The organism is Bdellovibrio sp. HCB117 (assembly GCF_047305915.1).
Classification (GTDB): domain Bacteria; phylum Bdellovibrionota; class Bdellovibrionia; order Bdellovibrionales; family Bdellovibrionaceae; genus Bdellovibrio; species Bdellovibrio bacteriovorus_B.
The window spans coordinates 1,056,289-1,082,012 of record NZ_CP178622.1 but is presented as its reverse complement, the minus strand read 5'-3'; the positions used below and the strand labels follow the sequence as shown (position 1 = coordinate 1,082,012).

Sequence of the window (25,724 nt, the reverse complement as noted above, 5' to 3'; positions counted from 1 at the left end):
ATGTTCTAGTTGTTTTGTTCGATGAGAATATCAAAGTGCAAAGGCTCTTCCTTGGTCCCCAAAGATTCATAAAGTCGAATTGCTGGAGTGTCTGGCTTATCTGCTTGAACCAAAATAACCCAGGCGCCGATGTCTTTTCCGATAAATTTAAGATTCAAAATCAAATTTCTTGCGATACCCCGACGACGATGAGTTTCGGCTACAGCAAGATCATAAATATAAATTTCGCTGCGCTCTTGTTCGTACTTTTCCATCACGTAGGCCACCAAGCCACCGACCACTGTGGCACCATCGAAGGCGGCTAAGACAATCACATGGGGCTTTGACAGAAGCTTTAAAAGATAGGGATCGCTGGGCTTTTTAGATAGATGAGTTTCTGGATCGGCAAAGGCTTCCGAAAATACCACGTTAAGGTCTTTCAGCGACTGCAGGTCCGTGCTATTTAAACGTCGAATAGTCATAGACCGATTGTAATTCGGTCGAAACCCTCTGTACACAGGCGCTAGCCATGTGCAGCACAGGGAGGGATTCTTGCCACTGGCAGAGGGAAGCGATAGTCTAGGAGCTCTATTGTGCAGTCGTAGTTCAATGGATAGAGCACTTGGCTTCGAACCAAGGGGTTGCAGGTTCGAGTCCTGCCGACTGCACCAATTGTCAATCGTTTCGAACCACTTCGCGCGCACGAGGACTACTTTGAACATCGCCAGTACTTAGTTTAATAAGTGCATAGATGGCCTCATGTATTTTGCCTCGATTAACAAGTCTGAGCCAAGAATGCCACAAGGGAGCCAAAACTATTGGATGAAAGAGCCTATTTTTGTTTCTGCAAAACAGTTAAACACCCTATTTAGATCCTATGAGCCCTAAATGGAGCTTAAGATTTGCAGTAAAAGGATGAATCCACTCATGTGACTGAATTCTTTGAAAATCTTGCGTTACCTGTGTGCCCCAAATTAGGAGGTCCGCTATGAAAAAAGGCGTTGTGACTATACTAGCTTTACTTCTTTTAGCAACAGGCAGCAAGGGCGAAATTTGGGATGGAGAATTCATCAATACAAAAGAAGGGTTTTCCACTACAAGTACAGTTGTTAACTTTAAGAATGCTTGGGCTAGTACAGTTCCTTTTTTGTTTTTTACGAAAGCTGCGAATGGTTACGGTGTTGGTCTTTCGGCCGCTAGCGGGGTTATAGTTTTTAAAAGACAAGAGAAAAACTTCGCCTATTTAGGAATTTTAACTGCGGCACACGTTCTTAGAACGAGGCCAGAAAATATACATCCGGACGTTCCCGTCACGGTGGTTCCATTCAAGGAATTTGCTTCCGATCTTCAAAAAGAAAATATACTTACAATAAAGCAGTTCGATGGGGCGAATATTATATCTCAGACAATTGCCCCAAAAGCAGATTTGGCCTTCGTTGTCATAAAAGTTTCTAGCAATGAAGGACTTCAAGCGAGTGCAGCAAAACTAGTTCGAAATTGCAACTTAAAAAAGGGAGACCCTATAGCACTTATCGGATATCCATCGGCTTACTTTAGAAGCACGATGGTTCAACGTATCCCAATTGATCAGCATTCTCTAGTAGTCAAAAGAGTTTCTACCGGATTCTTTGAGGGGGAATCTGGTCAAATTGAGGGTGTGACTGGTGTGTCATATGGAACGACCGTTGATAGTCTTCCCGGTAACAGTGGTGGACCCGCCATTAATAAAGAGGGTGAGGTCGTCGGTATTTCTAGCGGAAGTCTGATTGATGACGATTACAAGTACTATGGACAAGAGGTGACTCAAAGTCTAAAGCCTCATAGTTATATTGTTGGCTGCCAAGCCTCCAAGGATTTTGCGAAAAACTCTTGGCAAAAATTTATTCAAAGCTTGCCCCAAGCGCTCTGAAAATTTAGACTCGTTAATCTTTAACGAGGTCTTGTTCAAATATACTTCGTGTTGGAAATACCGTTTCTGATCTTTGTTGTTCGCTACTTCAAGACGCGGAAAAGCGCCAGTGGCGCTTTTTAGTGCGGGCACAACTGCCGACTGCACCAATTAAAAATCTTTTCGAAACATTGTTCTTTTAGTTAACGCGTACCGTATTACTGAGCAAGAAACTCGTTGATAATCTGATCTGCGGAGTTTTGCGAATATTCATGTGACAAAAGCATCTGAGATAACGTGTAAATTTCTTCGTTGCTTAAACGTGATTTTACGCATTTGTCGGTCACTAATGCTTCTACTGTTTGTACTTCGATCGTTTTATAAGGCAGATCAATAATTCTGAGTTGTTCAATTTTGCTTACGGTTTTCTTCGATACAGTACAATACTTGTTCGCAGCGAATGCCGAGTTTGAAGCTAAAACGAAAATAATGGATGCAAATACGGATTTCATTGAAACTCCTGAAGGCTTTAATTATTCAAACAAGACGTATATACTTTAGCCTGACAGATCCGTGTTAAATTTTGCCAAAAGATGAAAAACCTATCAGGACTGTATTCTAAATGGACAGTCGAAACCGCCCCCCATTGGTAATAGAGTCGTTGGAAGTTGATAGCGCTGTATTAATGAATTCAACACGCACTTTCTAATCTTTGATAATCAAATGATTCGTCAGTTCGTTTTCAAGGTTTCCTGAAATAGGAAAATGCTGCTTTAAAAGATCGCCACAGCGTTCGATAGCTTTTTGATATCCGTGCGACCATTTTCCATCATGAAAGTGCGCGCGCATTTCAGCTAAGATCTCATCCCAGGTGTTGCTAGGAAGTTTTTTAGCAATACCTTCATCCGCCAAAATCACAGCTTTCTTTTCCATGACCGAAACGAAAATCAAGATACCCATCCCGCCTTTTGTGCGGTTGATGCGATTCAGGTAAAACTCCAACTGAGCACGGCGATGCACTTGATCCACTTCATCTTTTTCGGGAACAAAGATTTTTTGAATGAATTTGCTTTGGGCTAACAGAGTCGAGCCATAGTAAATGGCAACGATTAGAAAGGGCCATGCCCAAACCCAGGGCTTCACCCACAGCCATTCGCTGTAAGGGATTTCCAAAATAACAATGAATAATGTAATTAAAAGAGTCAGGCTCAAAGGCACATGCCCCACAGCAGAAGATCGGCGCACGATAACAGGCACGATTTCTCCATTGGTGTGCTCTTCTGCTTTCTGAATAGCAGCTTCAATCTCCGTCAATTCAGAAGAAGAAAGATAACGATGAATCCAAGCCATTGAGCTCTCCACTTTTTTAGACTCCATTACCAGTTCCCCGAAGCGCCGCCGCCAGAAAAGCCGCCGCCGCCACCGGACCAGCCGCCTCCACCGCCGCCGCCAAAACCACCACCACCAAATCCGCCGAAGCCTCCGCCGCCACCACGATAGTAACGACCGCGACCGCCGCCGAAGCGACCTAAGAAGGAGATAATGATAAGGATGATGATAATGACAAAGATCGGAATATCTCCGCCACCTTTGCTTTTTTCGGTGGAAGCTTGTTCCGTGATTCCGTTTTGTTCGGCAAATTCTTTATCTGCAAGACGAAGAATTTCGTGAACACCGACGACGATACCCGCCGAATATCTTTTTGAACGGAAAAGAGGAAGCACCTGATCGGCGATAATTCTTTTTGCATAGATATCCGGAATCGCGCCTTCCAATCCCTGACCCACTTCAATGCGCATCGCGCGTTCTTGCGCAGAAATTAGAAATAAAACGCCATTGTCTTTTTTTGCATCACCCAATTTCCATTGATCCGTGATTTCGATAGAAGCTTGCTCGATCGGAAGACCTTGCAAATCCGGAACAATCAAAACTTGCACTTGAGCGACGCCGCGACGATTGAAATCGTAAAGAAGCTGCATCAGCTCCTGACGATCTCCACGAGTCAGAAATCCAACCTCGTCAATCACCGGCCCCGTTAAAGCCGGTGGATTGAACTTCGCCTGAGCCACACCCAGACTAAGAAAAAGAAAAAAGAAAGGAAGAACAAAAAAGCGCATTTATTAGAATTTCACTTCTGGAGCTTTTTCCGCCGTCGCTTTTTCTTCTGCGGTCATATCCCACTGAGGCATTTTTTCGAAGTGATACATGATCGAGTTCGTCCAACTTGTCGGAGGAACTGTCACGAGATTGTTGAACGAATTGATCGACTCAATGTAACGCTGACGAGCCACAGTGATACGATTTTCAGTGCCTTCCAATTGCGCTTGAAGATCACGGAAATTCTGATCCGCTTTCAAGTCAGGATATTTTTCAACAACCACCATCAAACGGCCTAAGGCTTGCGACAAACCTTGTTGAGCTTGTTGGAATTTCAATAACTGCTCTGGTGTCACCTTTGAAGGGTCGATCTGATTCGAAGTCGCTGCCGCACGCGCCTCAGTCACCTGAGTCAAAGTCTCTTGCTCATGCTTGGCATAACCTTTAACCACATTCACTAAATTCGGAATCAAATCAGCCCGACGTTTGTATTGGTTATTCACTTCTGCCAACGCCGCCTCTGTCGCATTCTTACCTTGCGGCAAAGATTGGATCCCGCATCCCACCAAGAATGGCATTACAAAAAGCACAACTATCATTAGGTTTTTCATTCGTTTCTCCGTTTATTCGCTAGAAAGTATAGCTGGATTCTGACGCAAGTTCCGCAGTGAGCACACAAGCTAATGCGGAGCCTAACAAAACCTCACGAACGAGGACTGTTTGAAGCGGCAGGGTCCAGCTATACTTTCTAGCGAATATACCGATGACCCTCAATGAAAACCGAACTATAGTAGACTGATGACACGAGTTATTAAGCTCAAATACACCGAATTTGCCGGCTGCATCTTTGTTGACAAGATCGCAGGGCTTAACACGCATACGCCAGAGTATGGCCAGCGCGGTTGCGTCGAAATCTATGAAGAAGAGCTTGATAGAAAACTCTATCCCGTGCACCGCCTGGATAAGGCGACTTCGGGCGCCTTGGTGTTTCCAACCTCTTCGGAAGTAGCGGCCGAACTGACTCAACTTTTTGAGCAGCACAAGGTCGCTAAACGCTATCTTTTCCTGACAGATAAAAAGATCGAGCAAAAGGAATTCACGTACGAGTCTTTGATTACAAAAGAGAAAAACTCTTTCGTAAGCTCCCCTAGCAAAGAGCCGAATTCTAAAACAACATTCAAGTGGCTTGAGTCCGTAGGACCTTACGAACTTTGGGAAGCGATTCCTCACACTGGAAAGCCCCATCAAATTCGTCTGCACGCCGAGGCCAATGGCGTTGCTATTCTAGGTGACGAAGAACATGGCGGTACTCACTTCAATCGCTTGTGCCTGCATTCCCACTCTTTGAGTTTTGAATTGCGCGGGCAAAAGGTTCACTACGAAACGGCGTTGCCTGTGTGGGCAACGGCGGGTGATTTGCTTACTGACATCGAAGCCCTGACTCTTGCCGAAGCTTTCGAGCGCCGCGAGCGCATGTATAAATTTTCTGAACTTCCGGAAGAGTGTTTACGTCTAAGTCATCGTGAAATTGACTCTTACCGTGTGGATCAGTACGGCGATCATCTTTGGGTCTATTGGTACAAAGAGTCTGATCCTACGGTTCAAGATCTCTTGCGCTTTGAAAAGTTGGCGAAGAAACATCACAAGAAAATCTTTATTCGTAAGATGCTGAATCGCGGTGAAGACCCTAACGCCGAGATTCTTTGGAATATTGGTAATACCTCCCCGGTATGGATAGCCAAAGAAAATGGTGTGAAGTACGAACTTCGCAACAATACGGGATTGTCGCCAGGTCTTTTCTTAGATCAGCGTGAAAATCGTCTGTGGGTGCAAGAGCACGCACAAGACCGCCGTGTTCTGAACCTTTTTTCTTATACAAGCGGTTTTAGCTTGGTATCGGCACTTGCGGGAGCCCAAGAAGTCTGCACCGTCGATGTTTCACAAAACTTCATCGACTGGAGCAAAAAGAATTTCGAGATCAACGGGTTAAATCCAGAAGACGATAAATACGAATTCTGGGTTCAAGATTGCATCTTGTTCTTAAAAGGAACGATCCGTCGTAAAAGAAAATTCAATCTGATCATCTGTGATCCCCCGTCTTTTGGCCGCTCGAAAAACGGCGTTTTTTCAATCAGCAAAAACTTTGATGAGCTTCTTATCAATGCGATGTATTGCTTAGAAAAAAACGGTCTTCTGCTTTTCTGTACGAACTACGAAAAGTGGACCACCGGTGATCTGCATCTGAAACTGAACAAGTTGAAAAAGGATTTTTCTTTCAAGATTTTACCAGCACCCTCCCAAGGTGTGGACTTTGAGCTCCCCGATCAGGAGCCCCTGATGAAATCCATCATCTTAAGAAAGAACTAAGGATAAAAGTCGTACTTCACCTGCACGCGTGTTTCACCTTGCAGGCCCATCTTCGAACCGCTCGCATAAGGTGGCACTGTGCGCTTCACAGTTTTCTTTCCTTTGGGAAAGGCTTTGCTATCGACAAAACAATCAAAGCGCTTGTCTTTGCAAAGCTTTGTGAAATCATCTTTTTGATTTTTCAGAACGTAAGCTTCAACGGCCTTTGTCATTTTCTCAAGGGTTTGAACATCGCTGCCATCAACTACGATGGCGCTGGGCTTTGACGAAGTTTCTGGCGCAGGCTTCTCGGACTTCTTGGACTTTTCTGTCGAGGACGATTTTAAATCATTAAACTCGTCCCAGTTCGCAGTTTCCTTTTTTTGAGTGGCACAACCACAGACGAAGATCAAAGCTGTTAAAACTAAAAACTTTTTCATTACTTCACCCATTCCGACCAAAGCTGCTTTTCACCGCGAGGATTTTCTTTTGCATACTGATAAAACTGGCGAACAAAATCCGCGCGCTCTTTCTGATAAGGATACTTCCAATCTTTGGGATCGCCAACGGTTAAGACATCGTAGTCATTGCTCAGTTTCGTATTCCTATCGATGATTTCATCGAAAGAAACATACTTGGCATTAATAAGCATGTCATAAAGAACCATGAACGTGGTGGTGCGGCCCTTACCTGCGCGGCAATGAAAATGCACCCACGAATTTTCTGGCAAAGCTCTGAACGCTTCAATAAAACGATCGACTTCAGAATCCACCGGGCGCACATGATCTGTCACCGTTAAGCGCACGTACTGATGACCGGCACTTCGAACCATGCTCTCTTCAGTTTCGATGCTTTTGATTTCAGTTCCGGCGATTTTCTCACCTACACGAAGATCACCCAAAAGACGGCGCTCACGGCGAACGGCTTCGTCATGATTTAAATCAGCGTTAGCCCAATCGCGATCCGCTTGCCAGGTCACGGGGACATCGTTGATCAAACCATGAGACTCCTGCCTTAGATCAAAAACATATAAGGCCGCCTTATCTTTTTTGACGACCTTAGAGACTTGCTTAAGGGCTTTCGGGCCTAAAGTCGCGCTTCCTGAAATTCTTAAGTTATCATTCTTGCGATAGTTCACGGCTTGTTGGCCTGCGTATTTCTTATCGAAGACCAATTCAACGGGTTCTGTGGGTTGGGGCTTCGTCATAAAGAACGACGACTTCGGAGATTCTTTTATCACGCTCTCTGAGCCATCGCTTTGCACGCCTTTTTCTGCACACGAAGCCAATAAAAACAATGCCAGCATCAAGGATGTAAGTTTCATAGCTACCCTACCTGTTAATGTTTAGCCTAAAGGCATTTACTTTCTGAAACAACCGTCAAACTGGACTCGCGTCCACATCAAAGCTTCTTTAATCTGAAAACATATGAAACAGCTTTCTGTTCACCTTGTTGCCCTCAGTCTTTTGATCTCTACTTCCGCCCTGGCCTCTCAGGATTTAAAAAACGTCGTACGCTGCCATGAAGCTTTGAACGATAAGTCAGAGGGCCGAAGCCACAAGCTGGGACTTGAAACTGCCACACCCATCGTTCTTCCTTGGGGCAAGCACCTGTACTTTATCACCGACTCTTCTTCCTACGTGATCGACAATAAGTTCGCGGGCAAGGATGCGGTCTTTCATCTTGAAGACAGTAAAATGCCTTACGTGAAAATGAGTTTCCAAGCCAATGGTGAGATCGGTGGAATTTCTTATGCAGAAGTGAGCAAAGAAGAAAAACAAAAGGCCGAAACGCCTAAAGCAAAACTCGACGATGCGACTTTAACGATTTTTAAAAAAGATCTTGTGCGCCGAATGAATAGCGTCACTGGGGAATACCAAAACAAATACGATCCTCAAGACACGATGGATGCGCTTTTAAAATGCCGAGAAGTCTACTCTTCTGAGTTGCAAAAAAGTCTTGATAAAAACCTGGCTTTTTACGAGAAACTCGTCCGTAAGAAAAAGCCAGCCCGTTCCTATGAAAATAAGACCTCTGGCACCAAATAAAAGCTCCCATCAAGGATTCCACATACTAAGGGATTCCACATATAAAAGACCTTCCTGGCTTCCTGTCTAATCTCTAAACAGAAAATACTGACAGTCCCCCCTTTTAAATCAAACTGAAGTGGAACAATTCGTGAAATAGAACTCCCAAAAGGAAGGGAGTTCAATCCGGGGTGATGCGCCCCGAAGATCGGACCTCATAACCATTATAAAACAAAGGACATAACTATGAAAAAGTTAACTCTGATCGCTTTGGCCGCCGCAATGACTTTCTCGAACGTTTCTCACGCGATAACCGAGGCTCAAGGATGGTACCTCTTCACTTCGACTGGCGTCACTTTATCTCCTACAATGAGTTTACAAACGACTTCTGGGTTAGCGGCGGATCGCAAAATCATTATTGAGCGCATTGCCAATGATGCTCTTTTGAACATTGAAACCGGCGAAAAAACAGCTCTACTTAATGCGGTTATCGCAGACCTAAAAGCAAAGCACACTGAACTGGCAAACGTCGATGATAAAACGATTTCTAAGAGATTAGTTCAAGAAGCGATTAACTTTAAAATCAACGACATTAAATAATTTTCGTCAAAGAGGTGCGGACGTGAGACATTCTAAACTGCATTTTTATTCGATTGTATCCGCGCTTCTTCTTTTTATCGGAGGCACCTCGGCTTCGGCTGAGGTCGCGATCTCGGAAAAATTTCGTCCCGAACAAAAACGACAGATTCAAGAATCTCTGCGTCAGATAGAAGAGTTAGCTCCTGCCAAATTCTCTGACTTCCTTCGAAAGCAAAAAATCAGTCTTGAGATTCAAGAAGGTCTGTCTCAAGACAAAGGGATCGCGAGCGCCCTTGGTTCGACGATCTTTATTCATCCCGACGCGTTCAGCTCGTCCTATTTTGATAAAAATATCAAAACCAAAACGAATTACAGCGATCTAAAAACATTTATTTCCGCGACACTCGTGCATGAGATCGCTCACGTCATCGATAAAAAAAATCGCACCGCGGAGGAAGAACAGTATTTCAATGCAAATTGCGATAGAAACAACGACATGCCTCGGGACATACAGACAAATCAAGCCTGCATCATGTTGGAACAAAAAAAAGGTCAGTTCTCGCACTACCCGAGTTTTGTGTCCGCAGCAGGTTGGCAAAATGCGATGAACTTTGAAAGACTCAACTTCAGAAACCAGGGTAGTCCTGACCCTTACGAGTTCACCAGCCTGCGCGAATCTTTCGCCGTCCACATGGAACATTTCATTTTAGATGAAACTTACGGCTGCAAAAAGCCGGCAATCAATACAGCTCTGACAAAAATGTTCGGCGCGCCGCTAAAACAGAAAAAGGACTGTGCTGAATATGCGGGCTTTGTCTATACGACGCCTGGAGGCGTGACAAGGATGGTGAACTTATCTCAAGTTCAATCCGTCAGCTATTTCTTTGCATCCAAGGGGGACAGCGCCCCCTCGAAATATGGTCACGCGATGATCTATCTCACAATATGCCCTCCCGGTAAGGATCCCAAAAAAGTCAGCTGCGAAAATGATATTAATGACCACTTGGTGATTTCTCCCGCGGCGTTGGTTTATAGAGGATTGTCTCTAACAGATGGTCTTTTCGGAAAATATGATCTCACACTCTTTGTTGTACCTGTACCAACAGCGATTCAAGATTACACAACAAAAGAACTTCGTGATCTTGAAGTCTACCCATTGAAGGTCAATAACCAAGAAATCGCGGCTACTCTCGCCGATTTCATTTGGAATTTTTCAGGCAAGTATTACTTTCTATCCAATAACTGCGCGCACAGTGTGGCGAACGTGATCAACTCCGTCTTTAACATGAATGTGATCACTGGCAGTAGTTTCTCTCCTTTGGATTTGCGCGACACTTTGATTAAAAAAGGCTTGATCGATGTCACTCCAAAAACGGTGTTCGCTGCGAATAGAACTCGTAAAAAAATCAAAGACAGTGTCTTGGCAGCAGCGGCAGTTCCCTGGGACGAGTTGGTTGCAATGTCGAATGAAAAAAGAAAAGCCCTTTTTAGCAAAATCGTGGCCGCTGGAAAAACCACTTGGGCTGGTGCCGCACAAGTACAATATATGATCTATCAAGCGCAACAAGATCTGATTGGGATGAAACTCTCTATCTTCATGATTGAGAAAAAGAAAATGCAAGATGCTGAGATCAAAAACTTGGTTAAAAAATCTTCAGATGCGACCTCAAATCTTGAGAATCGTCTGAGCTATGGCATCCCAGAAGCCAGCCAAGTTCAAACTCTTGTGAATAAACGTGATTCGCTGGAAGAGTTTCGCGCCAACAACGCCGATTTAGTGGCTGAGTTCAAGAAACGTCATGAGAAAATTCTTAATGAGCTTCAGAATTCCAATGACTACTACCGAGAGCTTTTGGCAGAGACGATCAAGTAAAGAAAAAAGGAACCTGACAGCCGCATTCAGCTTTAAGCTTTCAAAAGCCCGCGGGCAAACATCTCTTCGAGATATTGAGTGGCGGAGTCTTGAGTGCGCATGTAGTAGTGCGCGCGTAAAATCGCCTGTTCTTCTTCCGTCAATGAAGCATTGGAACCTAAACGCTTCATACGGTCTTGAGAGATATGGTAAAGACTCAACGCGCCGGCCACAGAGATATTAAAACTTTGCACAAAGCCTGTCATAGGAATGATGATGGTTTCATCTGCCGCCGCAATCATCTCGGGCGACACACCATCTTTTTCATTTCCTAAGACCAACGCCACTTTTCCAGAAAAATCGATTTCATGAAGAGGTTTGGATTTCGCATCCAAATGAGTCACGCAGATTTTATAACCTTGTTGCTTTAGTGACTTCACGCAGTCCGAAGTTTTCTTCCACTTCTGAACTTCGACCCACTTATCCGCACCTTGCGTGACACGATTGGCTTCTTTGAATTTTTCCTGGGTTTCAATGACGTGGAAGTTGCCAAAACCTAAGCCTTCGGCACTTCTCATGACCGCAGAGATATTACCACGGTCGTAAATACCTTCTAACACCACTGCGGTATCGAAGTTTCTTAAAGAGACCACGCGCTCAATTTTTTGGCGGCGATCGTCGGTCAACAAAGGCCCGATTTTCTCAAGTACTAATTGATAATGAACTTTCAAATGAGCATTGATTTCAAGCTCGGGCCCGTAAGGAAACATTTGACCTACTTGTACAAGAACTCAGGATTTTTAGCCAAATCGCGAGTGATATTTTTTTGGTGAGCTTCAATAGTACCGCCGCCGATTTCAAGAAGCTTTGCATCTCTCCAAAGTCTTTCAACCACGTACTCACCCACGTAACCGTAACCACCCAAAACTTGGATCGCGCGGTCGGCCACGTTTTTACCCATTGTTGTCGCAACAAGTTTTACGCCGTCTGAATCCAAACGGTTGCCTTCTTTATTCAAATCCATGCGACGAGCTGTTTCGTAAACATAAGCACGAGCTGATTTGTATTCTGCATAGCTGTCCGCCACGTAACGCTGAACTTGACCAAAGAAATTCAAAGATTTACCGAAAGCTTCACGCTCTGTCGCGTAACGGTTCATAATTTCAATCGAACGACGAGCGATACCTAAGCTCATCGCCGCGAGTGTTAAGCGCTCAAGCTCAAGATTTCTCATCATGTGCAACATCGAATCACCTTCGTGACCCACAAGCGCCGACGCAGGAACTTGGCAGTCTTGGAAAACAAGTTCTGCGGTATTAGAACCACGCATACCCAATTTGTCTTTGATCTTTTGACCAACTTGGAATCCAGGATGATCTTTTTCAACCAAGAATGTGGAAACTTGCGCACGGCCATTTTTTTCGCCCGTTTTCGCATAGACCAGAGTCAGATCACAAGGCGTGTTGTTTTCATCAATCGTGCCATTGGTGATCCACATTTTGCGACCGTTCAAAACATAACCATTCGCTGTTTTTTCAGCGCGCGTTTGCATGCCTAAAACATCCGTACCGACAGCAGGTTCTGACATCGACATAGAGCCCACCCACTCTCCAGAGCAAAGTTTTGGCAAAACGCGGTGACGTTGCTCATCACTGCCGTTCACGGCAATGTTGTTCACACAAAGCATCGAGTGCGCAAGGTAAGCCAAACAGAAACCTGGATCGGAAGCTGAAAGTTCTTCGTGCACGATCACGGCCGCCGTTGCATCCATGCCTGCTCCACCAAACTCTTCTGGAACTGTGATACCCAAAAGTCCCAACTCGCCGATTTTTTTGAAAAGAGGAAGATTGAATTTTTCACTGCGATCGTACTCATGAGCTTGAGGTTCAACTTCGGCTTCCGTGAAAGCCTTCACAGTTTCGCGCAACATCGCGTGTTCTGGTGTCGGATTATAAAGATCAAACTCTTTCCAATTGAAAGACATGAGTAAACTCCTTGAGCTCAGTAGAATGATTATTCAACGCAGGAATCTATTGAGAGACGCCCAGATGAGCAAGGTTTTGGCCCTCTTAATGCATTGTGTCTGGACCGATGAACGCATAGAAGTCATAAGTAAATAACTTTAATCCGCTTCAGCCTAGGAGGTCGCCATGCAGAAAGTCAGTTTAACCCGCCTTATCGTCGCCTGGGTGACCGTTCTTTGCTTCTTAGTTTTCGGTTCTTCCTGGTTGAGCGATTTGGGATCTCCGGTGATCTTAACGGGTTTATTTCTGTGGCTCTTTGCCGTGATTCTTTGGTCAGCCTTTGGCGTCGTGCATGAAGCCGAAGAACTGGCGGCACTTCTGGGCGAGCCCCACGGCACTTTGATTCTGACTCTTTCCATCGTCATCATTGAAGTGGCCTTGGTTGCGGCAGTTATGTTGGGAGCTAAGGAAGCTCCGACACTAGGTCGTGACACCATGTTTGCGGTCTTAATGATTATATTAAATGGCGTTGTTGGTTTAGGGCTTCTGATTGGCGGCTATAAATTCAGAGAACAATCCTATAACCTTCAGGGTTCCGCCTCTTATCTTTCAGTTCTTATTCCCCTGACGACTGTACCTTTGATTCTGCCGAACTTTACAACTTCCACAGAAGGCGGAACTTTGACGACCTTCCAGTCGGTGGCCGTCGCCGGTTTTACGATAGCGCTATACGGAATTTTTCTGATCACGCAAACGGGTCGTCACCGCGCTTTTTACGTTCACCCCGATGCTCTTGAAGCTACCAAAGCAGATCACAGCGGTGAAGATGCGGTGGAGATTGCCAAACACACCGTTTTTAAACACACAATTCTTTTGATACTTAATATTCTTCCTATCGTTCTTCTTTCAAAAAGCCTTGCGAAAATCCTGGATCATGGGATCAATTATTTACAGCTTCCTGCGGCACTGGGTGGTGTGGTTGTTGCCGCTATCGTGTTCACGTCAGAAGCCATCAGTTCATTAAAAGCTGTCGCGCGCAATGATTTGCAAAGAGCCATCAATCTTTGCTTAGGCTCCGCAGCTTCCACAGTAGGCTTAACTGTCCCTGCTGTCCTGATTATCGGACTCATCACGGGGCAGCCCGTGGTTTTAGGCCTTAAGCCCACCGAGATGACTTTGCTTGCGATCACATTGCTGCTAAGCACACTCACATTTTCTAATAAAAGAACGACGTTGCTTGAGGGTGCTGTGCATCTCACGGTATTCTTCGTTTACATCACTTTGGTATTCAGCCCTTAGGGAGTTTTAGAAAATGAAAGCAGCCATCTTCGGCATCGGCACAGAACTTACTGATGGACAGATCGTTAACAAAAACGCTTCGTGGATTTCTAAGAAACTTAAAGCACGCGGCCTAACGACAAATGCTCACCTGGTAGTCCCTGACGAAGGCAAACTGATGCGCGAAGGTTTGGAGTTCTGCGCTAGCAAAGCCGACCTGATTTTCATCACCGGAGGTTTGGGCCCGACATCCGACGACTTCACTCGCGATATCGTGACCGAGTGGGCGGGAGTGCCGTTGAAATTTGACGAAGCTTCTTGGCAACACGTCAACGACCGCCTGACTTCGCGTGGTTACGTCGTTAAAGAAATTCAAAGACAGCAGTGCTACTTTCCTGAGGGAAGTAAAGTTCTAAAAAACATGCAAGGCACGGCCAATGCCTTTTACTTAGAGGCTCACGGTAAAAAAGTTTTCGTACTTCCGGGACCTCCTCGTGAAATCGAATCGGTGTGGGATGATTACATCACGGACTGGCTGAACGAGAACACAAAACATTTAGATCCTTTTGTCACTCGCATGTGGGACACGATCGGCGTTGGTGAATCCGACGTCGCCGTGATCGTTGAAGATGTTTTAAAGAATGTGACTGTCGAAAAGGGTTATCGAGTTCATCTTCCTTATGTCGAGGTGAAGCTTTCTTATTTCAAATCGCAAGAAAAGGAAATGGAAAGGGCTATTAGCAATCTGACAGAGGCCCTTCACTTTTGCACCATCACTCGCGACGCCGAGGATGTGGCTGAGGTCTTTGCGCAAAAACTAAAAGAGATTAATTCAATTTGCCTTATCGACGAAGTGACCGGGCAATTCTTAATGAATCGTTTGATGCCGGTCCTCCGTGAGTATATGACAGATAAATCGTGGAGCTTTTCAAAATCTCGCGCAGTGAAAAGTCCCGCTGACCTGCATTTGCATGTCTTACCTAAAGACGAGCACACCTGTGAAGTGAGCCTTGAGTTCCGCGGCAAGAAGTTAAAAGACGTGATCAGCAGTCCATATAAGACTGCGAACATGCGTGAAAGACGCCATCAGTATTTTGCAGAGATGGCGTTGATCTTCTGGATGAAAAATTTAAATTAAGATAACGACAAAAAAGCCCAGAGCGAAATGCTGGTGCCAAGAAGCCCCAAGCTGCACATGCCGGTGAAGAAGAGCATTTGCAGCTTTTCTTTTTTTAGAACCAAGCTCAACGCCCCTAAAACCAGACAAATCTGAAAGAACAGGCTAGCCATATCAAAGCGGTCCCCGGCTTTTCCCAATGCCGCCAGATGGACTTCCATCTCTTGGGCACCGATGATTTTACCTAGTTCACCGTTCACGTCCTGAACCCAGTTTTCTTTTCCAACGGATTCTGAACCTTTCAGGATTTCATTTTTTTCTTTTTTATAGCGCAGGATTTTCTTGTTCAGATTGGCAATATGGTTGTCGATCCCCTCACTGGCGCGTGCCTGGATAGCGCCGGCCTCTTTCAAACTCATCAATAAGGATTTTTCGCCTTCAACCAGAGTTTCTTTGATACTTTTAGATTGGTACCACATATAAGCGGCGGCTTTTTCATTGGTCCCGATGATTTCATCGTCACCGTACTTGCCTGCTATAAGGTCACTCACCGCCATGACCGCCGCAAAAACCGCGATCACAACCCCACAACGCATTTCAAAATTTGAATTCTTTACTTCTGTCATAACCATGATGCAAATAAAATAAGGGACCTTGCGGTCCCCTATTTGTTAAGTGCATTAGTTATAATGACTTTGATTTTTTTCGTCAATGCCGTCTGATTATTTTGGCTTGATGTTCAAATTCTTAAACGCATCACCCAAAGAACCAAAACCAGAATTAGCGGCCGTGTGTTGTTTCCAACTTGTGTCTTCCACCTCACCTGGCAGACCTAAAGAGATCTTCTTTTCTTCAAAAAGAATTTGATCTACTTGAACTGTCACTTCATCGCCACGTTTTTTATTTTCAAACTGGCTGGCGTCCACGGAGTCACGCCATTTTGATTTTGGCAAAAGACCCGTGACACCCGGAGCTATGTTCACAAAAAGACCGTACACTTCTTTCTTCTCGACTTTGCCTTTGACCACAGCTCCCACCGGGAATTTCTGAGGCACTTGCAACCAAGGATTGCCTTCGCCGTCAGCTTGCTTCAAGGACAAAGAAATTTTCAACTTGCCATCAAGTTCTTCCGTCTTCAGAAGTTTCACCGTCACTGATTGACCGATAGAAACCACTTCATGCGGATCATGAATACGAGACCAGCCCAATTCAGAAACGTGGATCAAACCTTCAATTCCCGCTTCAAGCTCAACAAAAGCACCAAAGCGTTCGATACGAACAATCTTACCGTCAAGAAGAGCACCCGGCTGGTGCTTCAACATGAAGGTCCCTTCGTTTTCCGCACGTTGAAGCTCTAACAAACGACGACGAGACACAACCATGTTGCGCTTATCCATTTGCGTGATCAAAAACTCAAACTTCTTACCTACGTATTCGTTAGCATCGGTAGCAAACTTCAAATCAATCTGACTGATCGGACAGAAAGCTGTTTTACCTTGAACACTGACACGGAATCCACCGTTGCAAGTCTCAGTCACACGCCCTTCAACCGGAAGCTCCATATCAAAAGCATCTTCCAAAGAATCCGTCGTCGCATTCTTGGAACCACGCTTAGAAAGACGAATCTCGCCATTTTTAAAAGCCGTCACCACACAGTCGATCACATCACCGACTTTGTATTTAACTTCCTTATTTTCGTCCAAAAGATCCTTTGTTAAAATCAATCCATCCACCGGAGTCCCTGTAGAAACAAAGGCCTCTTCTTTACCAATAGAAAGAATTTCTCCACGAACCTCATCACCTACACGAAGTTTGCGATCCAAACCTTTTTCAGATTGTGCAAACAACTCTTCAAAACTCGCAAAGTCCTTCGACTCTTCAATATCATCACCAAAAATATCTTTTTTCTTAGACATAAAATCGTCCTTTTTAACTCATAACCGAGAGTCCGAAAGCTTACCCTTGAACCCACAAAAAACCAACGGCCAAATACAACTCAAATCCCAATACACATAAAACGCACCACGACTTTAACAGACCGAATAAAAACCTGAAGCGAAGCCCCAAAAATGCTTATACCAAGGGTCGCAGCCAGCAGGATTTGGTATTATTGACCCCTTCGAAGACGTAATTTGGAATTTGGAGAAGGCTTTACGAGCAGCCGACAGTCGTGCCACAGTTGGGGCATCGATAGCAGCCACTTGTGAGGACGGTGTCGCTTCCGCATTCGGGGCATTTCATGGTGAAATCGGGTTGAACTTCCTCCGCTTCCTCTTTCTTAACCTTATGAACATTCAGGGGTTGGCTTTGTTTACTGCCGTCACGATAGATCGCTACCGCTTTCACTCCCAGTTTCCAAGCTAAGAAATAAATGCGACTGATATCGCCTTCCGTCGCCGTGTTAGGAAGATTCACCGTTTTGGAAATGGCGCCACTGATAAACGGCTGCACAGCCGCCATCATCTGCACATGGCTTTCCGGTGAAAGAACGCGTTGACCGACGACTCCCGTCGCGCAATCAAAAACCGCGATGTCTTCACTGCGAATTTCAGGACAACCGACGACGGTGTTGTGATCTTGCACGTATTGCAAGATCTTCTTGATCGCATCAGCCGGATACTGCAGCACTTGCAAAGCCTGTTCGACAGATTGATTCACGATTTGCACTTCTCCGCCGCCAGAAAGTTTTTTAAATTTGATCAAGGAAAAATCGGGTTCAATGCCCGTGGTATCACAGTCCATCAAAAGACCGATGGTTCCAGTCGGCGCGATGACGGTTGCTTGCGCATTTCTGAAACCATGCTTTGTGCCGTTATAGATAACGCTCTTCCATAGATTTTTAACGGCTTTATCAAGGCCCTCAGGTAAGTAGGACCAGTTAACACCCTTCAATGAAGATTCGTGCATCTTCATCACCTTCAGCATTGAAATGCGATTCTTTTTAAAACCTGCAAATGGCCCCTTCGCGCGCGCCATTTCCGCGCTGGTCAAATAAGCGACCCCGCTCATCAAAGCCGTGATCGCCCCAGCCCATGCACGCCCTTCATCGCTATCGTACGGAATGCCCTTTCTCATCAAAAGACTTCCCAGGTTTGCAAACCCCAATCCTAAAGGACGATAGTCATGAGAATTTTGCGCAATTCTTTCTGTGGGGTAGCTAGAGTAATCCACTAAAATTTCTTGCGCCACGAACAAGGTTCGAGCCGTGTGAATGAAAGACTCAAAATCGAAATGCCCTTCGTTATCTAAAAAGTTCACCAAATTGATAGAAGCCAAGTTGCAAGCGGAGTCATCCAGGAACATATATTCAGAACATGGATTGCTGGAATGAATCTCATCCATGTTCGGACACGTGTGCCACTTGTTAATAGTATCGTGAAACTGAATTCCCGGATCTGCACACACCCACGTTGCATGCGTGATTTTATTCCACACTTCCGGAGCCGGCATTTCGCGCAAAGCTTTCCCCGTGACACGGGCTTTAAGCTTCCAAGGCTTTTCCTGTTCAACAGCTTTCATAAAAGCATCGGTCACACGCACGGAGTTATTCGCATTCTGTCCCGAAACCGTGCGATAAGCTTCACCTTCAAACTCTGCACTTAAACCTGCGGCAATCAGCATGTGAGCTTTTCGCTCTTCACGCATTTTCCATTCGATAAAATCCAACACCTCAGGATGATCGATATCAACCACGACCATCTTTGCCGCACGTCTTGTCGTACCGCCGGATTTAATTGCGCCCGCGCCTTTATCTAAGACATCCAAAAATGACAGAAGACCGGAGCTCATGCCCCCGGCACTCGTCAATTCATAACGACTGCGAATTTTTGAGAAGTTACTGCCTGTACCGGAACCGTACTTAAAAAGTTTGGCTTCAGTTTTTGCCAACTCAAAAATTCCTTCGATGGAATCATCCACACTTTGAATAAAGCACGCCGAACACTGAGGACGCTCATACGCGTTGTGCGTCGATTGAATCTTCTTTTTCTTTTCATCCCAGGCGAAGTGTTCACTGGGTGAATTGATTTTGTACGACTCCCACAAACCAGCATTAAACCATACGGGGCTATTGAAAGCTCCTCGCTGTGATAACAAAATGTATTTCAATTCATTGGCAAAAATATCCGCGTCTTTTTTGCTTTTGAAATATCCGCCTTGTTTCAACGCCGAAGCCGCGATGGCCTTTACAACCCGATTCACAAGTTGGCGAACAGAGTTTTCATGCTTCGTCTTAGGCACGCCCATTTTGCGGAAGTATTTGCTAGCACCAATGTCGATCGCAAGCTGTGACCAAGCCTCGGGAGCTTCCACATTTTTCATTTCGAAAAACACTTCTCCCTGACGATTGCGAATTTGTGAGTCGACCTTCTTCCAAGCGAACATGGATTCAGGATTTTTTCCGGGTGCAACAAAATAAGAGGCACTATGCAGTGGGGCTTTTTTCATTCCATTATCGTAACGCTTCTTCGTGAACACGCCAAGTTGAGGACTTAGCACGGGTGTTCTAAGACATTCGGCCAGTCGGGGTTAAGCTTCGGTAATGTAGGTTAAGAACATGAGTAAACCATTCTTTTTTTACTTTAAAGCTCCGTTAAGAAAGAAAACCCAGGAGCACGTTTTGGTTAAGAAATCATTGTTGATTATAAAGTCGTCGCCAGGTGGTCTAGGAAATGTTGAAGGTTTTCTGCGCAATCGTGACTGGGTGATCAAGTCGACGACAAATCTTAAAGAAGCATTGATATTTTTAGTTCAACAACAACCGGCTTTCGTTATGATCAGCATTGATCATCCCAATAAAAAAGTGCGCAATCTTCCGAAGATTCTTGCACAAGCTTTCCCCGTTTGTGTGATCGCTTTTTCTGAAGACACTTCGGCGGCAACCTACGGACTTTTAAATGCCTGTCCGACAGAATACATTTTATATCCTCCCGTCACTGGCCCGGCTGTAGAAAGAACGGTGAATAAATACTATAAAGACATGCAGACGCGCGGACTGACACCTCACCAGGTAAGATCTGCAGATGATGGCACTCAAGACGGCGTTATCGCTATTAAAGGAGATGGTTCTTTTAATCCAACTAACGCACAAAATATTCTTGCGCAAATGCTGGCCGGAGATGAATCCTCGGCGATGATGAGCGGCCCAGGCTCCCAAAAGTCAGGCTTTGCGACGCAAGGTATGGGACAAACTCCATTGCATGGAAGCATGTTCACACCTCACCCAAAATCTGCTCATGGCGGTCTGTATGCTCCTTTGGCAAAAAACCCGTATGGTACTTGGGTTCCAACAGGGAATTCTTTTCCACATCATCCTCGTCGAACACCAGAAGAAATTGAAGCCGATCCTCGTGCGACGAAAAATGATTCGGTCATTCTGCGCGGTACAAAACAGGCTTTAGAAAGCGCGTGCAATATCACTTCTTTTCAAGAGTCCGCGCCGCTTCAACAAACCACCAACGTGGCTTGCATTGTCATAGAGTCTTCGCGCTTTTCAGGTTACCTCATCACGGCTATGGCCAAAAATAAACACATCGACAGTGTGTTTATGGAGAAAGTGCAAACCCGTCTTTTTCGTTTCTTAAAAGAAAATGGCGAAGACATCAAAGAAAGCGAACGAATGGATTTGCAAATCAAGCAAGTGCCTTTTGAAGACTGGGCCTTGGATTGCGCAGAATTTCTTCGAAAGTCTTTGCATGAAGGCAATGAAGTCGCCATGGCCTTCTTTCCTTGCGACAACGTACAAACACGTTACGGCGATTCTCCGGCAGAAGAAATGGCCTCAATCAAACTGGAAGAAATGGCTGGCAACGTCGCCGTGGAATTCAATGTTTATATCTATCTGCCCAGAAACAATAAATACGTCCTCTACACTCCCCGCGGCGGTGTGTTTTACAATGTGCAAAAAGAGCGCTTAAAAAACCAGGGAATCTCGCAACTGCACATTCTTAAAGGCGATTTGGAAGATCTGGATAGATACAAAGCACAGAATTTCCTGAATGAAAAAATCCAGGAATTTGAGGAAAAAGTAAGCGCCAAAGAAACGGCTTGACGCGCCCCTTCGAGCAGGATTAGCTCTTCCCATGGAATTAAGCTCTGAACGTCCGATGGGAACTAGTTTGCAACACGACAAACCGATCTATCTTGATTACAATGCAACCACTCCGGTGGATCCTCAAGTCTATCACGCGATGGAACCTTACTTTAAAGAGTACTTTGGAAATCCCGCAAGTGCGGCTCACCAATGGGGTTGGATCGCTGAAAATGCGGTGACGAAAGCGCGTGGCCAAGTGGCTTCGTTGATCGGCGCCAAATCCATGGAAGTTTTCTTTACTAGTGGCGCGACCGAAGCGAACAACTGGGCGATCTTTGGTCTTTTGACGAAAATTCGCGAAGAAAATCCGTCGGAACCTATTCACTTTATCACCAGCACTATTGAACATAGCTCCATCATGAAGGCGATGGCGGCCGCAGAAAAAATGGGAGTTGAAGTCGACTTCCTTCCTGTGAATTCTTACGGACAAGTGGAATTAGAAACAATTCGCAGAGCCATCAAGCCACATACAAAATTGATGAGCTTTATCTGGGTGAATAACGAAATCGGCACGATCAATCCGATTCCAGAAATCGCAAAAATCGCGAAAGAGAATAAAATTTATCTGCACACCGATGCCACTCAAGCGGCGGGTAAAATTCCGATGAATGTGACAGACATGGGTGTGGATTTGATGTCATTTTCGGGACACAAAATCTATGGACCTAAAGGCGTTGGTGCTCTTTACATTCGTGGTAAAGATCCTAAAGTACAATTAAATCCACTTCTTCATGGTGGTGGCCAAGAGCGTGGACTTCGCTCGGGCTCACTGAATGTTCCAGGCATTGTCGGCATGGGTGTCGCGGCCGAAATCTGCCAGGCGACGATGGGAGATGAGTGCAAACGCTTGCGCCAACTTCGTGATCTTTTCTGGCAAACACTGCAAGAAAAAATCCCGGGCATCCGCATGAATGGACATCCTACAGAGCGCGCTTCGAACGTATTAAATATCACTTTGCCGGGATATAAAACTGAAGGTCTTTTACCTCGTTTGCAGAAGCTGGGTGTCAGCACCGGATCTGCCTGCGGCACGGGTGCGATGGTTGTCAGCCACGTCCTTCGCGGTATCGGTCTTTCGGTGGACGAAGTTCAGTGCTCGATTCGCTTGAGCCTGGGACGCTGGAGCAATGAAGAGGAAATTCTTCGCGCAGCAGAGATCCTAAAGAACGCTCTTCATTAAAAAATCATAGGAAAAACATACACTTAAAGGCTCGTCCCGCGGGCCTTTTTCTATTCTCCTCAACTCTTGACAGCTGTGGTATACTTCCAGGGTAGTATTTAGTTATAAGGAGTTTCCATGATCCAAATTTCACCAGAAGCCGCTACAAAACTGGCTTCCCTAAAAAAAGAAGAAGGAAAAGACGACTCTGCTTTTCTACGCGTTGAGGTGAAAAAAGGTGGGTGCTCAGGTCTGTCGTACAAGATGCACTTTGAATCTGACCCTCGTGAAGGTGATAAAGTTTTTGAATCTCACGGCCAAAAAGTCGCCGTAGATCCTCAAAGCATGTTGTACATTTTGGGTATGACTTTAGAGTATTCCGGTGGCTTGAATGGCAAAGGTTTTGTCTTCAACAATCCCAATGCGTCGAAGCACTGCGGTTGCGGTTCTAGCTTCAACGTTTAGTTTTTTTCTTCAATAAAGATAAATAAAAAGGCGCAAGAATTCTTGCGCCTTTTTTATTTATCACCCCTCAAGTTATTTCCGCGAAGCGGCTCCTCCAGGGACTCTCTCGTGCTGAGGTTCAGTTTCCTCTTCGTGGCGAGAGTGACTCATTTGTGTGTTTCGACTGGCCTGCTTTTGAGCTTTAATTTCTCCATCATACTTCTTCGTGGTTTGACTAAAACCTTTTCCTTTAAGATGACGATGAGACATCGCGGACCTCCTGTGTTGATAACAGAATATCAGAAATGGACTCATCTCCCCACCGAGCGAAAGTAAGGATCTGCAGATAAAATGTGTAAGAAATAGGAGCAAGGTAGAGGCATCGGCCTAACAAATAACAGTTAAGCCGCGACCTTGTTTTCTAAAAATTCTAAGATGAGTTGAGCGACAGTTTCTGGACGTGTCTTAATGGCCAGGTGTCCCGCCCCCGTCAAAGCGATGACATCTTCACAACCGATGTGATGAGCAAACTTGCGATACGCCGCCTGATCAAATAAGAGATCTTCCGTATCAAAAATCAAACGGCAGTCACCGCGATACGTGTAAAGACGCTGATGCCAGAAATTCCAATCTTCAGAGCGAAGAATCCAGGAAAAGTGGTGGATCATATGCGCTACAAATTGCAGCTTCCGGCCTTTCAGGTTCTCAATCGCCGTCACACCTTCAGAGCGCTCGTCACGGAAGATTTGCGCGGCTCTTTTTAAAAACAACCGTCCCATCGGCGTTGAAAGCATCACATAAATGCTTTTTAAATTTAATGGCACAGAGAAAAAGAAACGCAGCTCTTTCGGCAAAAAGTGTTTTACCGGATCCGTCACCATCGGATTGATCAGCACCGTTTTCTGTACAAGATGCGGATGTTGAGTTGCCAAACCCCAAGCCAAAGCACCGCCATAGCTTAATCCTGCGACAGACACTTTTTCTTCTGGAAAATGTTCTTTGATAAATTTCGCCAACACTTCCACCTGCACAGTAAAGAATAATTTATCTGAGCTGAGGTAGACATGGGTGAGATTGGGAACTACAACACGATATTGTGACGAAAGATTTTCGGCAACGGCTTCCCAATGATGAACGCTTCCTCCATAACCATGAAGAAGAATTAAAATGGGCCCTTGCCCGCGTTCTCGGAAAGTAATTTTATGAGACATCCCAGATTACTTATCGGTTAAAAAACCGATAAGACTCACTGGACCAAAGACTTACTTCTTCTCTTTTTCTTCAGGCTTATCACTTAAAAGCATCGTGTCGTTTACGGCTTTAGATTCGATCTGCTTATTAGTTCGGAAACCACGAATTTTCTTCGTTTGATTTTCGGCCTTTTCAACTTGTTCCGTCATATCCACAGTCACGTCACCAAAACAGCGCACTTGGCAGCTCAAACGGCGGCCATCAATAAAGTGGCTTGTTCCGATCAGACTGAGTTCTGCTTTATTCGGAGGCAAAATATTGGCCTCCCCTTCCTGGATACGGATACGGCATTCCGCACAAGACGGAACGCCTTTACAGATAGAGCGGATCTCGAGGTGATTTTCCGTCGCAATTTGCAAGAGACTCTTATCCGGAGTTCCCTCGACTTCAATATTTTGCGGTAGAAACTTAATCTTCATAATAAACCTGCTTAGCGAACAATGATCTTCGCGAACTTCTTCTTACCTGCTTTGATCACGAAGCTTTCGCCCGATTTCAAATTCATTTTAAGCTTAGGATCGGAAATCTTCTCGCTGTCAATTTGCACACCGCCCCCTTGGATCAGGCGCGAGCCTTCACCGTTAGAGGCCACAAGACCTGCTTTCACCATCAACGCTGGAAGACCAATTTCTTCCGCATCTGTAGTAAACTCAGGAACATCATCTGGAAGCCCTTTATCGACAAAGATACGGTTGAATTCATCTTCCGCCGCCTGTGCCGCTGCTTCCGAGTGGAAACGTTTAATTAGAAACTTCGCCAGATTCACTTTCACTTCTCTTGGATGTTTGCGTTTTTCCGCCACATCGGTTTTCAGCTGCGAAAGCTGATGGGCCGTGATGTCTGTCAAAAGTTCGTACCAACGATACATCAAATCGTCAGAAATCCTCATCGTCTTACCGAACATATCCTTCGGCGTATCGATCACAGAGATGTAGTTATCTAAAGACTTCGACATCTTATTCACGCCATCGATACCCTCAAGGATCGGCATCGTCAGAATACACTGAGCTTCCTGGCCGTAAGAGCCTTGCATGTCACGACCTACCAAAAGATTGAACTTCTGATCCGTACCACCCAGCTCGACATCGGCTTTTAAAGCCACAGAGTCATAGCCTTGAGTTAAAGGGTACAGGAATTCGTGAATACCGATGGGCGTACCGGAACGATAACGCTTCGTAAAGTCCTCACGCTCGAGCATGCGCGCCACTGTGTATTGCGCAGACATCTTAATGAATTCCTGCGGAGTCATCTTGCCAATCCAAGACGAGTTGTAAACAATCTCTGTCTTTTCCGGATCTAAGATTTTAAAAATTTGTTTTGCGTAAGTACGACCGTTCTCTTCGATCTCTTCACGAGTCAACATCGGACGAGTTGTATTTTTTCCTGATGGATCCCCGATCATTGCGGTAAAATCCCCGATCAAGAAATAAACTTTGTGACCCAATTCTTGGAAGGTACGAAGTTTATTGATAACAACCGTGTGCCCGATATGGATGTCAGGACGAGTCGGGTCGGCCCCTAATTTAATATTAAGAGGCTTTCCTTTTTTAAGTTTTTTGAGCATGTCTTCGTCGTTGATGAACTCAGCGACGCCGAATTTGATTCTTTCAAGCTGCTCACGAGGATCTAAAAAACTCATATACCTAAAATCC

Annotated in this window: 26 protein-coding genes and 1 tRNA gene; 11 read left to right on the top strand and 16 right to left on the bottom strand. The window is 45.2% G+C overall.

Going from position 1 to position 25,724, the window contains the following annotated elements; genetic code table 11:
* Positions 1–5: 5 nt before the first annotated feature.
* Complete coding sequence (locus ACLWBD_RS05225) at positions 6–461, bottom strand: GNAT family N-acetyltransferase (RefSeq protein ID WP_413569862.1); 456 nt, start codon at positions 459–461, stop codon at positions 6–8.
* A 113-nt stretch (positions 462–574) separates the two neighbouring features.
* Here ACLWBD_RS05225 and ACLWBD_RS05220 point away from each other — a divergent pair.
* Both ACLWBD_RS05220 and ACLWBD_RS05215 read left to right on the top strand, forming a co-directional pair.
* Positions 575–650, top strand: a tRNA-Arg gene (locus tag ACLWBD_RS05220).
* 317 nt (positions 651–967) lie between these two features.
* Complete coding sequence (locus ACLWBD_RS05215) at positions 968–1,888, top strand: S1 family peptidase (RefSeq protein ID WP_413569861.1); 921 nt, start codon at positions 968–970, stop codon at positions 1,886–1,888.
* A gap of 197 nt (positions 1,889–2,085) precedes the next feature.
* Here the strand turns inward: ACLWBD_RS05215 and ACLWBD_RS05210 are convergent, their stop codons facing one another.
* The 4 genes from ACLWBD_RS05210 to ACLWBD_RS05195 form a co-directional block, all read right to left on the bottom strand.
* The gene (locus ACLWBD_RS05210; protein WP_413569859.1) at positions 2,086–2,379 is read right to left on the bottom strand and encodes a hypothetical protein; all 294 of its coding nucleotides are present in this window, start codon (positions 2,377–2,379) and stop codon (positions 2,086–2,088) included.
* A 193-nt stretch (positions 2,380–2,572) separates the two neighbouring features.
* Entirely contained in the window at positions 2,573–3,244 is a 672-nt protein-coding gene (locus ACLWBD_RS05205) for a TPM domain-containing protein (RefSeq protein ID WP_413569858.1), read from the bottom strand.
* The gene (locus ACLWBD_RS05200; protein ID WP_063209114.1) at positions 3,244–3,984 is read right to left on the bottom strand and encodes a TPM domain-containing protein; all 741 of its coding nucleotides are present in this window, start codon (positions 3,982–3,984) and stop codon (positions 3,244–3,246) included. Before ACLWBD_RS05200 ends, ACLWBD_RS05205 begins: the two co-directional genes overlap by 1 nt.
* Positions 3,985–3,987: 3 nt before the next feature.
* Positions 3,988–4,575, bottom strand: a complete 588-nt coding sequence (locus tag ACLWBD_RS05195) for a LemA family protein (RefSeq protein WP_063209111.1) — start codon at positions 4,573–4,575, stop codon at positions 3,988–3,990.
* Between the two features lie 187 nt (positions 4,576–4,762).
* Here ACLWBD_RS05195 and ACLWBD_RS05190 point away from each other — a divergent pair, with 187 nt between their 5' ends.
* On the top strand, positions 4,763–6,331 hold the full coding sequence (locus tag ACLWBD_RS05190; RefSeq protein ID WP_413569856.1) for a class I SAM-dependent methyltransferase: 1,569 nt from the start codon (positions 4,763–4,765) through the stop codon (positions 6,329–6,331).
* Here the strand turns inward: ACLWBD_RS05190 and ACLWBD_RS05185 are convergent.
* Positions 6,328–6,750 (bottom strand): hypothetical protein, encoded by a 423-nt coding sequence (locus ACLWBD_RS05185; protein WP_063209108.1) that lies wholly within the window; start codon positions 6,748–6,750, stop codon positions 6,328–6,330. The genes ACLWBD_RS05190 and ACLWBD_RS05185 overlap by 4 nt on opposite strands.
* On the bottom strand, positions 6,750–7,634 hold the full coding sequence (locus tag ACLWBD_RS05180) for a tyrosine-protein phosphatase (protein ID WP_063209106.1): 885 nt from the start codon (positions 7,632–7,634) through the stop codon (positions 6,750–6,752). The genes ACLWBD_RS05185 and ACLWBD_RS05180 overlap by 1 nt, the downstream gene beginning before the upstream one ends.
* 103 nt (positions 7,635–7,737) lie before the next feature.
* Here ACLWBD_RS05180 and ACLWBD_RS05175 point away from each other — a divergent pair, with 103 nt between their 5' ends.
* From ACLWBD_RS05175 to ACLWBD_RS05165, 3 genes are all read left to right on the top strand, one after another.
* Complete coding sequence (locus ACLWBD_RS05175; protein WP_413569855.1) at positions 7,738–8,358, top strand: hypothetical protein; 621 nt, start codon at positions 7,738–7,740, stop codon at positions 8,356–8,358.
* 225 nt (positions 8,359–8,583) lie between these two features.
* On the top strand, positions 8,584–8,937 hold the full coding sequence (locus ACLWBD_RS05170; RefSeq protein WP_413569854.1) for a hypothetical protein: 354 nt from the start codon (positions 8,584–8,586) through the stop codon (positions 8,935–8,937).
* Positions 8,938–8,959: 22 nt separating this feature from the next.
* Positions 8,960–10,789, top strand: a complete 1,830-nt coding sequence (locus ACLWBD_RS05165) for a DUF4105 domain-containing protein (protein ID WP_413569853.1) — start codon at positions 8,960–8,962, stop codon at positions 10,787–10,789.
* A gap of 32 nt (positions 10,790–10,821) precedes the next feature.
* Here ACLWBD_RS05165 and ACLWBD_RS05160 read toward each other — a convergent pair whose 3' ends face one another.
* Together ACLWBD_RS05160 and ACLWBD_RS05155 are read right to left on the bottom strand one after the other, a co-directional pair.
* A complete protein-coding gene (locus ACLWBD_RS05160; RefSeq protein WP_413569852.1) occupies positions 10,822–11,538 on the bottom strand; it encodes a TrmH family RNA methyltransferase in 717 nt (238 codons plus the stop codon).
* A gap of 5 nt (positions 11,539–11,543) precedes the next feature.
* On the bottom strand, positions 11,544–12,752 hold the full coding sequence (locus ACLWBD_RS05155; protein WP_063209100.1) for an acyl-CoA dehydrogenase family protein: 1,209 nt from the start codon (positions 12,750–12,752) through the stop codon (positions 11,544–11,546).
* Between the two features lie 166 nt (positions 12,753–12,918).
* On the opposite strand from ACLWBD_RS05155, the gene ACLWBD_RS05150 reads away from it, so the two are divergent.
* Both ACLWBD_RS05150 and ACLWBD_RS05145 read left to right on the top strand, forming a co-directional pair.
* Positions 12,919–14,031: a calcium:proton antiporter gene (locus ACLWBD_RS05150; RefSeq protein ID WP_063209098.1), complete on the top strand. Its 1,113-nt coding sequence runs from the start codon at positions 12,919–12,921 to the stop codon at positions 14,029–14,031.
* A gap of 13 nt (positions 14,032–14,044) precedes the next feature.
* Positions 14,045–15,148: a competence/damage-inducible protein A gene (locus tag ACLWBD_RS05145; protein WP_413569850.1), complete on the top strand. Its 1,104-nt coding sequence runs from the start codon at positions 14,045–14,047 to the stop codon at positions 15,146–15,148.
* Here the strand turns inward: ACLWBD_RS05145 and ACLWBD_RS05140 are convergent.
* From ACLWBD_RS05140 to ACLWBD_RS05130, 3 genes are all read right to left on the bottom strand, one after another.
* Positions 15,145–15,759, bottom strand: coding sequence for a DUF4337 domain-containing protein (locus ACLWBD_RS05140; RefSeq protein WP_253696926.1), 615 nt, complete (start codon positions 15,757–15,759; stop codon positions 15,145–15,147). The genes ACLWBD_RS05145 and ACLWBD_RS05140 overlap by 4 nt on opposite strands.
* A 90-nt stretch (positions 15,760–15,849) precedes the next feature.
* Positions 15,850–17,043: a S1 RNA-binding domain-containing protein gene (locus tag ACLWBD_RS05135; RefSeq protein WP_413569849.1), complete on the bottom strand. Its 1,194-nt coding sequence runs from the start codon at positions 17,041–17,043 to the stop codon at positions 15,850–15,852.
* Positions 17,044–17,278: 235 nt separating this feature from the next.
* Positions 17,279–19,573, bottom strand: a complete 2,295-nt coding sequence (locus ACLWBD_RS05130; RefSeq protein ID WP_413569847.1) for a vitamin B12-dependent ribonucleotide reductase — start codon at positions 19,571–19,573, stop codon at positions 17,279–17,281.
* Between the two features lie 172 nt (positions 19,574–19,745).
* Here ACLWBD_RS05130 and ACLWBD_RS05125 point away from each other — a divergent pair, with 172 nt between their 5' ends.
* The 3 genes from ACLWBD_RS05125 to ACLWBD_RS05115 all read left to right on the top strand — a co-directional run bounded on the left by ACLWBD_RS05125 (position 19,746) and on the right by ACLWBD_RS05115 (position 22,842).
* Positions 19,746–21,176, top strand: coding sequence for a hypothetical protein (locus ACLWBD_RS05125; RefSeq protein ID WP_413569846.1), 1,431 nt, complete (start codon positions 19,746–19,748; stop codon positions 21,174–21,176).
* 31 nt (positions 21,177–21,207) lie between these two features.
* Positions 21,208–22,398, top strand: coding sequence for a cysteine desulfurase family protein (locus ACLWBD_RS05120; RefSeq protein WP_413569845.1), 1,191 nt, complete (start codon positions 21,208–21,210; stop codon positions 22,396–22,398).
* A gap of 117 nt (positions 22,399–22,515) precedes the next feature.
* Positions 22,516–22,842, top strand: coding sequence for a HesB/IscA family protein (locus ACLWBD_RS05115; RefSeq protein ID WP_063209088.1), 327 nt, complete (start codon positions 22,516–22,518; stop codon positions 22,840–22,842).
* 72 nt (positions 22,843–22,914) lie between these two features.
* On the opposite strand, the gene ACLWBD_RS05110 is transcribed toward ACLWBD_RS05115, so the two are convergent.
* The 4 genes from ACLWBD_RS05110 to tyrS all read right to left on the bottom strand — a co-directional run bounded on the left by ACLWBD_RS05110 (position 22,915) and on the right by tyrS (position 25,711).
* A complete protein-coding gene (locus tag ACLWBD_RS05110) occupies positions 22,915–23,091 on the bottom strand; it encodes a hypothetical protein (protein ID WP_155722596.1) in 177 nt (58 codons plus the stop codon).
* A 131-nt stretch (positions 23,092–23,222) separates the two neighbouring features.
* A complete protein-coding gene (locus tag ACLWBD_RS05105; RefSeq protein WP_063209086.1) occupies positions 23,223–24,032 on the bottom strand; it encodes an alpha/beta fold hydrolase in 810 nt (269 codons plus the stop codon).
* A gap of 51 nt (positions 24,033–24,083) precedes the next feature.
* Entirely contained in the window at positions 24,084–24,491 is a 408-nt protein-coding gene (locus ACLWBD_RS05100) for a 2Fe-2S iron-sulfur cluster-binding protein (RefSeq protein WP_413569844.1), read from the bottom strand.
* Positions 24,492–24,502: 11 nt separating this feature from the next.
* The gene (tyrS, locus tag ACLWBD_RS05095) at positions 24,503–25,711 is read right to left on the bottom strand and encodes a tyrosine--tRNA ligase (RefSeq protein ID WP_063209084.1); all 1,209 of its coding nucleotides are present in this window, start codon (positions 25,709–25,711) and stop codon (positions 24,503–24,505) included.
* Positions 25,712–25,724 lie beyond the last annotated feature (13 nt).